The organism is Streptomyces laurentii, from assembly GCF_040635425.1.
Taxonomy (GTDB): Bacteria; Actinomycetota; Actinomycetes; order Streptomycetales; family Streptomycetaceae; genus Streptomyces; species Streptomyces laurentii.
In genome coordinates, this window is sequence record NZ_JBEYHT010000071.1 from 26,581 (window position 1) to 38,809 (window position 12,229).

At 69.6% G+C, this 12,229-nt stretch carries 12 protein-coding genes; 6 read left to right on the plus strand and 6 right to left on the minus strand.

All coding sequences use genetic code 11. The annotated features are described in order from the left end of the window. Positions 1-106: 106 nt before the first annotated feature. The 5 genes from ABZ693_RS31055 to ABZ693_RS31075 form a co-directional block, all read right to left on the minus strand. Positions 107-685, minus strand: a complete 579-nt coding sequence (locus tag ABZ693_RS31055; protein WP_359884218.1) for a hypothetical protein — start codon at positions 683-685, stop codon at positions 107-109. 442 nt (positions 686-1,127) lie between these two features. Continuing rightward, positions 1,128-1,739, minus strand: coding sequence for a DUF6624 domain-containing protein (locus ABZ693_RS31060; protein ID WP_359884221.1), 612 nt, complete (start codon positions 1,737-1,739; stop codon positions 1,128-1,130). Then, a complete protein-coding gene (locus tag ABZ693_RS31065) occupies positions 1,736-2,887 on the minus strand; it encodes a GntR family transcriptional regulator (protein ID WP_359884224.1) in 1,152 nt (383 codons plus the stop codon). Before ABZ693_RS31065 ends, ABZ693_RS31060 begins: the two co-directional genes overlap by 4 nt. Positions 2,888-3,105: 218 nt before the next feature. Beyond that, positions 3,106-3,570 (minus strand): hypothetical protein, encoded by a 465-nt coding sequence (locus ABZ693_RS31070; RefSeq protein WP_359884227.1) that lies wholly within the window; start codon positions 3,568-3,570, stop codon positions 3,106-3,108. Next, positions 3,570-4,124, minus strand: a complete 555-nt coding sequence (locus ABZ693_RS31075; RefSeq protein WP_359884229.1) for an ATP-binding protein — start codon at positions 4,122-4,124, stop codon at positions 3,570-3,572. The genes ABZ693_RS31070 and ABZ693_RS31075 overlap by 1 nt, the downstream gene beginning before the upstream one ends. A gap of 219 nt (positions 4,125-4,343) precedes the next feature. On the opposite strand from ABZ693_RS31075, the gene ABZ693_RS31080 reads away from it, so the two are divergent. The 4 genes from ABZ693_RS31080 (at position 4,344) to ABZ693_RS31095 (ending at position 8,889) form a co-directional block, all read left to right on the plus strand. Further along, positions 4,344-5,720: an NsdA family TPR-like regulatory protein gene (locus ABZ693_RS31080; RefSeq protein ID WP_359884232.1), complete on the plus strand. Its 1,377-nt coding sequence runs from the start codon at positions 4,344-4,346 to the stop codon at positions 5,718-5,720. 72 nt (positions 5,721-5,792) lie between these two features. Beyond that, positions 5,793-6,287, plus strand: a complete 495-nt coding sequence (locus ABZ693_RS31085; protein ID WP_359884235.1) for a TrmO family methyltransferase domain-containing protein — start codon at positions 5,793-5,795, stop codon at positions 6,285-6,287. 443 nt (positions 6,288-6,730) lie between these two features. Further along, on the plus strand, positions 6,731-8,185 hold the full coding sequence (locus tag ABZ693_RS31090) for a helix-turn-helix domain-containing protein (RefSeq protein ID WP_494485956.1): 1,455 nt from the start codon (positions 6,731-6,733) through the stop codon (positions 8,183-8,185). Beyond that, a complete protein-coding gene (locus ABZ693_RS31095; RefSeq protein WP_359884240.1) occupies positions 8,182-8,889 on the plus strand; it encodes an HAD family hydrolase in 708 nt (235 codons plus the stop codon). The genes ABZ693_RS31090 and ABZ693_RS31095 overlap by 4 nt, the downstream gene beginning before the upstream one ends. Positions 8,890-9,363: 474 nt before the next feature. On the opposite strand, the gene ABZ693_RS31100 is transcribed toward ABZ693_RS31095, so the two are convergent. After that, positions 9,364-9,834, minus strand: coding sequence for a class I SAM-dependent methyltransferase (locus ABZ693_RS31100; RefSeq protein WP_359884243.1), 471 nt, complete (start codon positions 9,832-9,834; stop codon positions 9,364-9,366). A gap of 453 nt (positions 9,835-10,287) precedes the next feature. Between ABZ693_RS31100 and ABZ693_RS31105 the strand changes: the two genes are divergently transcribed. Both ABZ693_RS31105 and ABZ693_RS31110 read left to right on the plus strand, forming a co-directional pair. Further along, positions 10,288-11,394: a hypothetical protein gene (locus ABZ693_RS31105; protein WP_359884246.1), complete on the plus strand. Its 1,107-nt coding sequence runs from the start codon at positions 10,288-10,290 to the stop codon at positions 11,392-11,394. A gap of 343 nt (positions 11,395-11,737) precedes the next feature. Further along, the gene (locus ABZ693_RS31110; protein ID WP_359884249.1) at positions 11,738-11,872 is read left to right on the plus strand and encodes a hypothetical protein; all 135 of its coding nucleotides are present in this window, start codon (positions 11,738-11,740) and stop codon (positions 11,870-11,872) included. Positions 11,873-12,229: the final 357 nt, after the last annotated feature.

Consider the following 12,229-nt stretch of genomic DNA (forward strand, 5'->3'; position numbering starts at 1 on the left):
TCGTCAAGCGGGCCGGTGGCGGGAGGAGGGGGGCGTCTCGGCTGGACGAGGACGCGCTGTTCCCGGTTCGGCAGGAGCGCTGCAAGGGACGCGGACCGTAATGCGTTCACGCCGCACCCGCCCCGGCCCCGCCTGCGGTGACGGCCTGCCGGCCGTGCGCGCCCGGGTGGTGTCCGGAGCCCAGGGCCATACTGGTGACGACCGCCCAGCCCCCGGCACTGACTTCCACCAGGCCGCATGCCGCCAGGTCCGCGAGCGCCAGATCGACGTGCTCACCCGGAACCCGAAGATCTTTCGCCAGTGAGTCCCGGTCGGCCAGGACGCCCGGGGGTAGGCCGCCGCTTTGGATTCGCCGCTCGATCTCGGCAGCTACCGAGCCGACCGACGGACAGGGCGGAAGCGTCCGCCTGAGCGCCCGCAGCATGTTCCGAGCCCTGCCAGTCAGGACGCACACGTCGGCGTAGCTCCTGGTGCCGGAGCGCTCGGGCGGCGTCAGCGCGGAGATCCACGCGTCCCACCGCGCCTGTTCCGCAGGGGAGTCGGTGTGGTCGCGCCGGGACCGAGCCAGACCCAGCCAAGGTCCGGTCGCCGCCCAGACGCGGTGGTGCGCGTTCTCGACGGCCGCCGCTGTCCAGACGCGGCGGGTGGTTACCCGCCGCAGTGCGGTGAGGTCCTGTTTCAGCATGGTCGCCGTCCGTACGACGGCCGGGTCCGCCGGTCGGCGGAAATGAAGAGAGAACACGGTTACTCCGAGGTCGAGAGCGGGGAGGCGGCGCGGTAGACGAGGAAGTCGACGGTCTCGGGGTGCCAGAAGCGTGCTCGGGAGCGGAGGGCGAGGCCGGTGCCGGACAGGGCCTGATGCAGGCGGCCGAGGCACTCGCGCCAGTGCTCCTTCGCGTCGTCGGGCCGCAGCCCGGCCGGTCTAGATGACGGCGCGAGACGGCCCCTCCGCGTCAGCTGGCGGCGGGCCGGCTCTTGCGTTCGGCCCGATGGAGGAGTCCGGCCGCACGTCGTCCTGGTCTCGCGGCGTCAGGTCTTCACGGCCAGAGCCGGTGACAGGACCTTGCCGGCGGGCGGTCGCACCTGCTCCCGGAGGTTCTCGGGCGCTTCCGGGCCGGCAGCGGCGGTCATGCCGCGTCCACAAGGACGGCGGGCGTCGCGCCGTGGAAGCTCGGGTCCGCTGACAGGCGGTCCCGCAGTCTCCGCAGCGCGAGGCCGGCAGGCGGAAGTCCCACTGCGGCCCGGCGCGCGTCGAGGTCGCCGACCGGGTTGGACACCCTCTGCCGCTGGGGTCCGTCGGGGCCGAGGCGGTACTGGGTGCCGTAGAGCTGCGGCAGATCGGCGTTCACGAGACACCGGTCGTAGAGGTGAGCCCACTGCCGTAAGGAGGCGGTACCCCGGTCCACGGCCTCGTGCATCAACCGGGAGGCGAGCCGCTGGACGTCGGCCCGGGTGTCCGCGCGAAGAGCGAGACGCCACGCGGCCCTCGCCCCTTCCTCTCCGGTGAGCGGCACGCCGGGCCATCCGTAGTCCGCGACGGCTCGCGCCAGGAACGCCGCGTTGACGTGATCCATGTGGCGGCCCGCGCCGACCAACTGGTCGACCGGCTGCATTCGGGCCAGTCGAGCCCAGTGCTCATCAGCCCTCGTCGCCCGGTCGACCAGCTCTCGCGCGAGGTAGGGGTGCGTCGGGGCGGTACTCGTCACGCTCAGGGTCTGTGACGTGTGGTCGGTGCTCACGCGGCATCACCCGCGAGGTCGAGGATGCCCAGGACAGCGTTGGCCACGCACGCGAGACGCCAGGCTTCGATCTCCCGCTCCGCCGGCAAGTCGTGCAGCGCGGCGGTGACGGTGAGCCCGAGGACGGCGTACGCGGCCGGGTCGTTCGGGTGTCGGCGGGCGGCGAGTGGGAGCAGGTCCGCGGCGGCGGCGACCAGGCTCTGGCGCACGTTCCGCAGCGATTCGGTGTCGGGGACTAAGCGGCGGTGCCACCAGACCTTGGCCCTGTGGCAGCTCGCGCGGATCGCCGCACGATCGAGGTCCGTACTGGACGGTGCAGCACTGCGTAGCCGCCCGACCAAGCTCTGCAGCGTGGGCGGCGCGCTCACAGGGGCAGGCGGCACCGGGCTGACCACTGCTCTCAAGCCCTGCTGGACGGACAGGAACCCCTCTTCGTGCAGCTGGTGCAAGGCCCGGCTGACGACCGGCTTCTCAGTAACGAGGAGCCGGGACAGCTCCTGCTGGGTGGGCAGGGACGACACGGGGGGATAGACGCCGGCCGACACCAGAACGCGCAGCAGGTCGGTCGCGACAGCGAGCTGGCGGCATGTCTTCCTGGGGCTGGCCACCTGGGCTTGGTACGAGTGGCCGACCGCTATCAGTCCATCGGCTGCGAGGTCCTGGAGCGCTAGGTCCACTCGCGTCCTGGCGAACGAAGTGAGACCCGCTTCCGCCGGAATGCGCACACGCGACCGCAGACTCCCGGACGGGAGAGCGCCGTCGGTGATCTTCATGCGTATCCGGTCCGCGAGTTCGCTTACGCTCGGCCCCGGCAAGAACGCCTCCGCCAGATCCCGGAGCAGCAGCCGTGCCGCTGTGCTCACCGACACGAAATCGGCTTCGGGGCTGTTGCGCACCTGGTCAATGAGGTCCTGCCAGCAGACCTGGTCGGAAGGCGAGCCTTCTGCTTCCCTCCGGCGGTTCTCGGCGACCTGCAGCGAGGGCGTCACCACCCGCAGCACACCCTCCGTGTCGCCGCCGGAGAGCCTGCCGTGCCACCTCTCGATCCGCGACAGCGCCACCAGATCCGACCGGAGCTGGATGGACACCGAGTTGCCGATGGGATCGCCTTTCTGCGAGTTGGGAACGGCTTCGGTGTTGGCGGTCATGATGCTCCGGTGATGAGACGGGAGGAAGAAACGGTGGGCTGGAAGGCGGAGTGCACGCGCCGAAGGCGACGCTCCCGCGGGACTGCGGGAGAAGTTGTGCCCGCCGAGGAGGTTTCTCGGCGCTCCCCGCGCGGAGGAACGAGTCGTCTTCTTCCTGCGACGGACGGCCGGTTGGACCACGGGGAGGAGCGGTTTGATGGCCACGGAGAGACGGCGCGTCATGCGGCGTCACCTCTCACCAGGTCGAGCAGGTCCAGGAGGGCCTGGGCGTAGCGACGCAGGTAACCGACCGTGTCATCACCCTCGGACATGCCCTGGTGGAGCGCACGTGCCTGCGCGATCAGATCGGTCGGAGCGGGTCGTACCCGGACCGTCGCTCGGTTGATGGTCGGTTCGGTCGCACGCCTGAACTGGAAGGTGATCCAGGCAACGTCCTCTTCGGAGAACGCGGCGGCCTTCAACGCGACCTCCCTGCCGTGGCGCCGCCGGTACGGGAACTGGCCCAGCAGGGCACTGGCCGCAGTCGTGGCCGCAGGAGGTGTCGGTGCGTGACAGGGGTCCATGACGGCGTCGATGGCGGCGAACAGGACCTCGTCGTCGTCCGGCGGGTCGTCCACCACAGACTGGCGGAGGGCAGTGAGTGCCCAGAGCATCGTGCTCACGTCGCAGCTCGCGGCCAGCATCACAGCCTCACCGCCAGCGCCGGCGGGACATCCAGCTCCATCCAGACCGTTTTCCCCCGGCCGACTCCTGGCTGGACTCCCCAGTTCGCGGCCAAGGCGTCAACCAGGATCAGCCCGCGGCCCCCCTCGTGGTCACCGCTCTCCGAATGAAGCTGGGGCCAGTCGTCCGAAGCATCGTGCACTTCGACACGGACACGCCCACGCAGGCGGGAAACCCTCACGGTGATCTCCCCTGCCGACTGGCTGCGGCAGCCGTGTTCCACTGCGTTCGCCATCAGCTCCTGGGCCCCGAGCGCGACGTCGTCCGCGATTGAGGAAAGCCCGGCACAGCACATCAGCCGGTGCAGCTCCCGGCGAGCCTCGGAAACGAGGGAGAAGTCCGCCGGAAAAGCCGAAACGGCCTGGAACGAGTGCCCGCCGTACGGCATTGGCTCGGCGGTGGACGGGGAGCGTGGCCGCTCGCCGGCGGTGTTGTGTTCCTGCTGGCTACGGGCGTGCACCACCGTGGCGGTGAAAAGCGGACGGAGGCCGGCCGCGGGGTCGTGCACGTTCATCAGCTCCCCTTCCTGGACCTTGTAAGGGCCAATTCCAGTCACCGTCCTCGCCCGTAGGCGTGACGAGGCCGATTCCGTTGCATCGCACGAGGGTTGGAGGAATATCGTCCTGACGAGAAAACCGCGCTTACGGGTCCGCAGGTATCCCCGCGGCCTCAGCAAGGTGATGCACGTGATGCAAGATCGTTTCAGGGACAGGGGCGCACACTCGTGAGCCGGATGCGCAACACCAAACTGGACGCTCTCGTCCAGGAACTCGGCTTGTCGCAGCGGCAACTGGCCGCCCGCTTCCGAGCCGTCGCGGCCGAGAACGGTGCCACAGAGCTGCTTCGATACGACCAGTCGCGCATCGCCCGATGGATCGGAGGCGCGATCCCCGAAGGTCGGGCACCGCATATCTTGGCGGAGACGCTCACCCGTGGCCTTGGCCGTGTCATCACGCTCGCCGACATCGGGCTGGAGCAGGAAGACCGAGCCGCGCCGCCAGCACCCGGGTGGAGCGTCGATGCCCTCACCACGCTGGCGACCCTCGGGAGCACGGACATGGACATAGAGCGACGCCAGGTGCTGGCGCAGACGGCCTACTCGGTTGCGGGCCTGGTTCTCCCCTCCGAGGCCGAGTGGCAGCAGGCGGCGGAACGCGCTCGGGCCAGGAAGCCGCTCACGCAGCGCGCCGTCACCCTCGATGACGTCGCCAGTGTCCGCGAGATGACGCAGTTCCTCTCCCGGCGGGACCAGGAGCGCGGCGGGAGAGGCGTGGGGCGCACCGCGCTCGTCGCCTACCTGCGCACCGATGTCGCCGAGCTTCTCTCCGGCCGGTTCCCCACCGACCATGTACGCCGGGCCATGACCTCTGCGGCAGCCGAACTTGCCTACCTCGCGGGATGGACGTCCTTCGACGCGGGCGAGCACCCGATCGCGCTCCGGTGGCTGACCTTGGCGACCCAGCTCGCCGAGGAGGCCGGCGACGCGCCCCTCGCCGGACACGTGCTGCGCGCCATGGCCCACCAGGCGGTCGACCTGAAGCAGCCGGCGGAGGCCGTCCGCCTGGCAGAAGGATCCCTCTCCGGTCGCCGATACCGGGAGGCGTGTTGGCGGGAGAAGGCACTCCTCGGAGTTGTTCACGCCCGGGCGCTGGCTGCCGCCGGGCACAAGGCGCAGGCCGCAACCGCGCTCCTCCAGGCCGAAAAGGATCTCGGGCGTGCCACCGACGAAGGCGAGGAACCGGAGCGCGTCTGGTTCTTCGCTGAGGCCAGCCTCGCCCACGAAACCGGCGCCACGCTGAGGGATCTCGGCGACCTGAAGGGCGCCGAGAAGGAGTTCAAGCGCAGCGTCCGCACCCGCCGGGCGCAGTTCAAGCGCACCCACTCCGTGACCCTGGGATACCTCGGTGACGTACAGGTCCGGCAAGGGCAGCTCGACGCGGCCTGCGCCACCTGGCAGCAGGCGCTCGACGCGATGACCGGGGTACAGTCCGGCCGCGCACGGGAGACCGTCGTGCAGATGCGCCGAGCTCTGAGCCCGTTCCGAACGCGAGGCGGCAGCCCGGCGGCCGAGCTCGATGCCCAGGCGCGCGCAGTGCTCGCCGCCCGCTGACCGATAGCGTACGGACGCCCGGATCAGGAAACCCCCGCCCTCGAACGGCGGCCATAGCAGGAGAGGCAGTACATGTTCAAGGCCAGCAACTATCTCCAGGTTCCGGTGATCGCCACCGTTGTTGGAGGCCAGACCGGTCGCCTCGACGACTACAAGGCCGGCGTCGAATCGATCATCCGCCTCGTTCCGGAAATCCCTGAGAGCGCCCTCGAAGGGATCGACGAGTTCGGCCACGTCGAGGTGGTCTTCCACTTCCACCTGGGATCGGACAGCGACATCGAACTCGAACCGCGCAGCCCGCGGGGGAACCCCGAGTGGCCCGCCACCGGCGGACTTGTACACCGGAACCATCGCCGCCCCGCCCGCCTCGGGGTCTCGTACCCCCGCCTGCTGCGAGTCGAGGGCCGGGACCTTCACGTCACGGACCTGGACGCCGATGACGGCACGCCGGTGATCGACCTGGCGCCCGTCTTCCGAGAGATGCTGCCCCGCAGCCCCGTCCGCCAGCCGGAATGGCCGACCGACATGCTGAAGAACTACTGGCGGGACGCTCGCGAGCGGCCCTGAAGCGAGAACCGCCTTCGGGGCCCCCTGCCGGCCAGCCGCGCCCGCGATGCAATAAGGCAAGGGGAAGCTGCTCCGCCCGTCCCAGCCATCGCGGTCGCATCCCAGCGGCGCGTGCACTGCACCGAGATCGCCGCGTAGCCGAAGGCGCCCGCTGCGAGATGCGGACACGGCCCTGCGTACTCGTCCCATGGGGCATCTCCTTTCTGCAGCAGCGGATCAAAATGCCCCGGAACCAACAAAGTTCAACGGGGAGCAACGGGTGCAGTGCCATGAGTCTGGAGCCGCGCCGGCTGGCAGGGCACCGCCGCAGCGATATCGCTGCGGCGATATCGATCTCCGCCTAGCCTGGACTCACGGCTGGGGCGAGCTGGATCACGACCAGGGGAGCTGAGGTGGTCATGCCAGAGACGCCTGGGCGGATGTGCGAACGGTGCGGGCTGCCGATGAGCCGATACAACCCGGATACGCGGTGCGCTGCCTGTGCCCGGACCGATGAGACACCGACGGTCCCGGTCCGGGCTTGGCGCGACGAGCAAGTACACGAGGCCCTTGCTACCTGGGATTTCGGAACTGTCGTACGCCTTGTCCGACGCCGATCTGGGCTCTCTCAGAAAGCCGTACGCGAGCTGACCGGCCTGACTCAGGGCTACATCTCGGACGTGGAGCGCGGCCTCAAACAGGTCAACGGCCGTGAGGCGATCATCGACCTCCTGACCGGACTTGGGCTTCCTGCCGACCTGCGTCCGCTCCTCCTGGCCCCCTTCGCGCAGGCTGAATCGCAGCGGCTCAGCGCTGCCATCGACCCGGCTCTGCCGTGGACGACGGCTCGTATGGTGACGTCACTGGACGCAGCCGTCGGAGGAGCCATGACCGGATTGAACCGCCGCAGTGTGATCGCCCTGGGTGGGGCCGGCCTCACGCAGTACATCCTGCAAGCAGCCATCGCCCCTCCTGAGGCCATGGCCTCCACCGCCCGGAACGGAATCAGCGTCTCCGGCCAGCTCCTCACCAGCCTGCAGTCGACCACCGACGCTCTGCGCCAGGCCGATGCCAATCACGGCAGTGGCAACCTCGCCCGAGCAGCCACGGCGCACCTCAAGGTCCTTCTCCGGCTCCTAAAAGAAGGGGACTTCACCGAGGAGACCGGCCGGCGCCTTGCGGCGGTGGCCGCGGACACCGCGATCCAGACTGGCTGGTACCACTTCGACAGCGGCGCCCACGACGTCGCCCGCCACCTTCTCCTCGGGGCCCTGCGCGCTGCCCATGCCAGCGGCGACAGCAGGCTGCGCGCCGGGGCGCTGTCCTTCATCGCCATCCACGGCTACTCCGTTGGTGATCCCCGCGACGCGATCACCGCCGCGCGCACAGCCCGCCAGGTCATCGCCGACCAAGACGCCCCCGCCCTGCACGCCATGCTCCTCACCCGCCAGGCCCGCGGGCACGCCCGTCTGCGCGAGGAACGCCAGGCCCGCATCGCCTTGGAGGAGGCCCAGACCCTGTGCGCCCGGGGACGCGGCGAGGACGACCCTCACTGGCTCTACTGGATCAACCCCGGCGAGGTCATGGGCCAGACAGCCAGCTGTTTGCTCGATCTGGGCCGCCCCGACCAGGCCGCCCAGGCATTCGCTGACGCCCGCAACGCCTTCAGCCCGGACGAGATCCGCACCCGCGCCCAGTTCCTCTCCCGCGCCGCCACTGCCCAGATGCGCGCCGGCGACGTCGAGGCCGGATCCGCGACCGGACACGAAGTCCTAGCGCTCGCCGCCGGAGTCCGCTCCGCACGTTTGGACGACAACCTGGACGCGATGCTCGCCGAAGCCCGTCGCTACTCCTCGGCGGCTCCCGCCCGAGACCTTCTGGAACGCGGTCAAGTCGTTATGAGCGAGCGTGCCGCATGATCCTGGTCCTGTGGGACATCGACCGCACCCTCGTTTACACCGGTGACATCGACCGGCTTGTGTACCGGGAGACCTTCACCAGCGTCGTCGGCCGTCCCCCGACCGCTCTGCCGGCCCGCGGCACCGGAGTCACCATGCCCCTGGCAGTCCGCGAGCTCCTGCGCGTCAATCAGGTTCCCGAGAGGAGCGTGGCGACGCTGGCGGACCGTATCGTCGCCGAGCTCCCCGACCGGCTGGCCGGCCACCGGGAGCTGCTGGCCACCGAGGGGGTCATCATGCCCGGAGCTGTGGACGCCTTGACCGCGGTTCACCAGGCGGAGCGCCTGATCCCGACCGTCGTCACGGGAAATCTGAGAGGCAGCGCCGAGACCAAGCTGTCCGAGCTGGGCCTCATCGGCTACCTCGACACCACCATCGGCGGCTACGCGTCCGACGATTCCCACCGCCCGGCTCTCGTACGCATCGCCCAAGACCGGGCAGCCACGAAGCACGGGGCCCAGTTCGATCGCGACAACACCATGATCGTGGGCGACTCGTTGGAAGACGTACGCACCGGCCTGGAAGGCGGCGCCAGGGTCATCGGGGTCGCCTCAGGCACCACCACCGAAGAGCAACTACGAGCAGCAGGGGCAGACCACGTCCTGCCTGACCTCGGCTCGACTCGTACTCTCCTTCGCCTCATCGGCCAGGTTCGGGCTTCCTAGAGCGGGCCTGGCGCCGTCGCGGCCGTGGAACCTAGAGCCATCGCCGTCGTCCGCCCGCATCCGGCGCCCGGCATGGTGGACGGTCCACACAGAGGGGACCTCCACCACCACGCCCAGGAGCCTATCCGGAGCGGCCGGCTTCAGGTACGTGGCGACCTCCGGCTTGGTTCCTTCGGGCGCATGGCGCTGCGTTCGGTGGATCTGCGCAGGGAGTCGGTGGAAGCCGTGCTGACCCGGGCCGAGCGGTCGCTGGGAACGGAGCTGGACCGCGAGAACGTGGTGCGCAAGCGCCGGTCGGTCGGGGCTCGTACGGGCCGCGGGAGGTGGAGTTCGGCCGGGGGGACCCCGGCGCGAGTGCCCCGCGCAGCCGGCGGAGGAGACTGCTGCGGCGTCCCGCACCGGGGCCGATCATGTCTTCCAGGCGGACACCGCCGGGAACGAGGGCCCGGGCGCTGGCCGGAAGGTGAACTGGGACTACGCGGCGGGTGCGCGCAGCAGGACGCCGACGTGTCGGTCGTCGATGCGGAACCGGCGTTGGTCGTCGTGCCAGTGCGCGCAGAGCCGGTCGAGATCGGCCGGGGACATGCTCCGCGCGAACGGGCCGTCGGTACCGGCGCAGCTGTCGACCGGTGTCATCGCGTACAGGCGGCCAGTGCCCGGCTTCAGCAGCCGCCGCAGCTCAACGGCGAGGCGGGCCACATTCAGGTAAGCGAGGGCGTCACGGCAGGCCACGAGATCCACGCTCCCAGGAACCAACGCGCGGGGAGCCTGGTCGACGTTGATGTCCCACAGCGTGTAGGTGATATCGCCGCCGCGGGCCCGAGCGCGTCGGAGCGCGGTCGGCGAGTAGTCGTAGCCGGTCATGCTCCAGCCCTGTTTGGCGAGTTGCCGCGTCCACAGGCCCGAGCCGCATCCGAGGTCGACCGCGACCCTTCCCGCCGTCACCTCGATCTCGTTGATCGGAACCGGCGAGTGCCCTGGCGAGGTCCTGGTTCTCGCGCAAGGTGGGTAACTCTCATGACTGGAGGTCTGCTTTTGGAGCGATGACGTCGAGGTGAGTTTGGTCGCGGAGCGGTGCTGGCTACAGCCGTCGTCCTGAACCCGAGCCGGCAACCGTCGGCGGTCTCGTACTCTGACGCCGTCACCACCAGCCGACCGACACCACGAGTTCAATTTCAGTACCCGAGGCCCTACATCCGGGCAAGGCCGGCGTCGCCGTCGCTGGCGCTGACCAAGCGGGCGAGCAGGTGCAGCGCTCGGGGTGGCGCTGCGGTGGATTGCGGGAACGATCGGTGCGGGGAGGCTGCACCTGCCACTGCAGCGGCGGGAGATGCGGGCGAGCTGCACCCCCGCGCCTGGCGCCCGAGAATCGAGAAGCCCGTTTTGTAGCGTCTTCGCATGCCACGCTCCGCGCCGACGGGCGCCTATCGCGAACTCATGGACTTGACGGCTGCTGACGGGAACCCCGTCAGCGTTGCGCAGCTCGAACGCTGGCGCCGCTCGGGCCTGTTGCCCGCCCCCGACAGGGTGTTCCTGGGGCGGGCCGGAACCCGCACCTCCTACCCGCAGGAAGTGAAAGACCTCGCCCGCGTGCTGGCGCGCCGGCACCGGCCCGGCCGCCCACTAGACGACACAGTCCTGCTCGCCTTCTTCTGCGAGAGCGCCCGAATTCCGGAGATCCCACTGAAGTTGGCACTCGTCAGGACGTATTTCCCTCATCGGCAACGCCACCGTGACGCGGTGGCCAGGATCGCTGACGCCGTCCCTGACGACTCCGGCTCCGAGCAGGACATCTACTACGACTGGGCGGAGGCCAAAGCCGTCCTCGATGTCGAGGAGGGCGGGATGGTGATCCGCAAGATGCGCGCGAACCTGCGCCGGCTGCCCGACCTCGCCCGTGCCTCGCGTGAAGAGGTCGATGGACGCCTGCTCGGCGTGCTGACCCACCTCAACTCGCCCCGCCTGCCCGAGGACGACCTCGTCATCATGCGTGACCTGGAGGCCGCGATCGACCTGGACTCCGACGAGGTCAGCCTCGCCCTCCTTGCCGTCTGGGAGTACGCGGCCACGACCCACGCGGGCCAGATGAGCTCCCTCAAGGAGACGAATGGTGTGGAACGCTTTGACACGCTCTGCTACACCCCGCCGGACGAACTCCACCGTCTTCGGGACGAAGTGGTTACTTCCATGCAGGAGACCTGGCGGCGCGCCACTGGCGGACGCCGGGGCGCCCTGGCCATCGACACCGTGTCGATGGCCAGGAACGCCGCACGCACGCTCGCCGAATGGACCACGGCCCGAAAGGCCTACCCGGAAGGCTCATCGTTCGCCGACATCCACTTCATCGACAGCCTCCTCGACCTGGCCCGCGTGACCGCCCCCGCGTGGCTGCTGAACCGTGCCGACCGCCAACGGGCTGCGATGCCGCCGGTCGACAAGGCGAGCGAAGGACGTACGGCGTTCATCGCCCGCACCACCGGCGCCACCGGCCGCCGCCGCCGCTGACCCTGCCGGAGCGTCGGCGGGTTCTGCGGAGCACCGGCAACCCGAGGGAACGGAAGGGGTGTCGGAGACTCGCAGGATGTCCTCGGGGGGATGCCGATTCACGGGATGAGTGCGGGAAGGGAAGCCGCATGGGCCCTGGCCGACGACCTTCGCGGACAGATCACCGAACTGCACAGCCGCCTGCGGAAGGCTGAGACCCGCCTCGAACACCTCGCGATCACCCTGGAGACCATCACCGGCTTCGCTGAACCGGCTCCCGGCCGCCCCGCCGGACCTGCCCGAGCACCGGACTACCCCCAGATCCTCGCCGTCTTCAACGCGGCCACCGGCCCCCTCCGGGCCCGTGACGTCTGCGAAGCCCTCGGCCACGAACTCCTGCCGAAGAACATCGAAACGCACCCGCGCCAAGCTGATACGCCTGGTCGAGCTCCACGTCCTCACCGAGGCCGAGACCGGCAGCTTCATCAGGAAGCAGTAGCCGATGAACACGGTGACCACCGACCCTTTCCCAGCCTCATCCCGAAAGCGACATCATCTCGCGAACCGCCCTCTGAAAGACGCCGAAGGGCGCATCTGCGCAGCTCAGAGACGAGGGTTGCTCCATCACTGCAAGTCAAAGCGCCCCGGTAGACAACTTCATGACGATCTCGTCCGGCTGCCCCGGACCTACTTCAGTGGCTGCGGCGCGATGCTGACCATGCCGAACTGGCCCGGGTGCAACGGAGTTGCAACGTCCGGCGGCGCAGACTCGATACCGACCGCCGGCCAGGGACGGCCGGCGCGGTCCGAGGGAGGCCACGCTCATGACCCGTTACGCCGCACCCGGCACCGAGGG

What these genes read in the sequence shown, in the direction of transcription:
- ABZ693_RS31055 (WP_359884218.1), bottom strand. Translation starts at nt 685, where the DNA reads ATGCTGAAACAGGACCTCACCGCACTGCGGCGGGTAACCACCCGCCGC.
- ABZ693_RS31065 (WP_359884224.1), bottom strand. Translation starts at nt 2,887, where the DNA reads ATGACCGCCAACACCGAAGCCGTTCCCAACTCGCAGAAAGGCGATCCC.
- ABZ693_RS31070 (WP_359884227.1), bottom strand. Translation starts at nt 3,570, where the DNA reads ATGCTGGCCGCGAGCTGCGACGTGAGCACGATGCTCTGGGCACTCACT.
- ABZ693_RS31075 (WP_359884229.1), bottom strand. Translation starts at nt 4,124, where the DNA reads ATGAACGTGCACGACCCCGCGGCCGGCCTCCGTCCGCTTTTCACCGCC.
- ABZ693_RS31080 (WP_359884232.1), top strand. Translation starts at nt 4,344, where the DNA reads ATGCGCAACACCAAACTGGACGCTCTCGTCCAGGAACTCGGCTTGTCG.
- ABZ693_RS31085 (WP_359884235.1), top strand. Translation starts at nt 5,793, where the DNA reads ATGTTCAAGGCCAGCAACTATCTCCAGGTTCCGGTGATCGCCACCGTT.
- ABZ693_RS31090 (WP_494485956.1), top strand. Translation starts at nt 6,731, where the DNA reads ATGAGCCGATACAACCCGGATACGCGGTGCGCTGCCTGTGCCCGGACC.
- ABZ693_RS31095 (WP_359884240.1), top strand. Translation starts at nt 8,182, where the DNA reads ATGATCCTGGTCCTGTGGGACATCGACCGCACCCTCGTTTACACCGGT.
- ABZ693_RS31105 (WP_359884246.1), top strand. Translation starts at nt 10,288, where the DNA reads ATGCCACGCTCCGCGCCGACGGGCGCCTATCGCGAACTCATGGACTTG.